Below are 249 nucleotides of genomic sequence, written 5' to 3' on the forward strand. Positions count from 1 at the left end.
TATCGAAGTAATAGACTTTGCCGTCTTTAGTCAAAAATTGGTTAGTGTAGCGGGCACCATCTGCACCAAAGTAATAAGTATTGCCCCAGTTCTTGTAGTAACGATTTTGATACATTACCCCATCGTTATCAAAGTAATAGACTTTGCCGTCTTTAGTCAAAAATTGGTTAGTGTAGCGGGCACCATCTGCACCAAAGTAATAAGTATTGCCCCAGTTCTTGTAGTAACGATTTTGATACATTACTCCAT

Annotated in this window: 1 pseudogene; it reads right to left on the minus strand. The window is 38.6% G+C overall.

The window, feature by feature from the left end:
• Positions 1-241: pseudogene (locus LMC10_RS02025) on the minus strand (NlpC/P60 family protein); the annotation flags it as partial.
• Between the last annotated feature and the right edge of the window lie 8 nt (positions 242-249).

Origin of the sequence: Limosilactobacillus reuteri subsp. simiae (assembly GCF_020784875.1) — a bacterium.
GTDB classification, from domain to species: Bacteria; Bacillota; Bacilli; order Lactobacillales; family Lactobacillaceae; genus Limosilactobacillus; species Limosilactobacillus reuteri_H.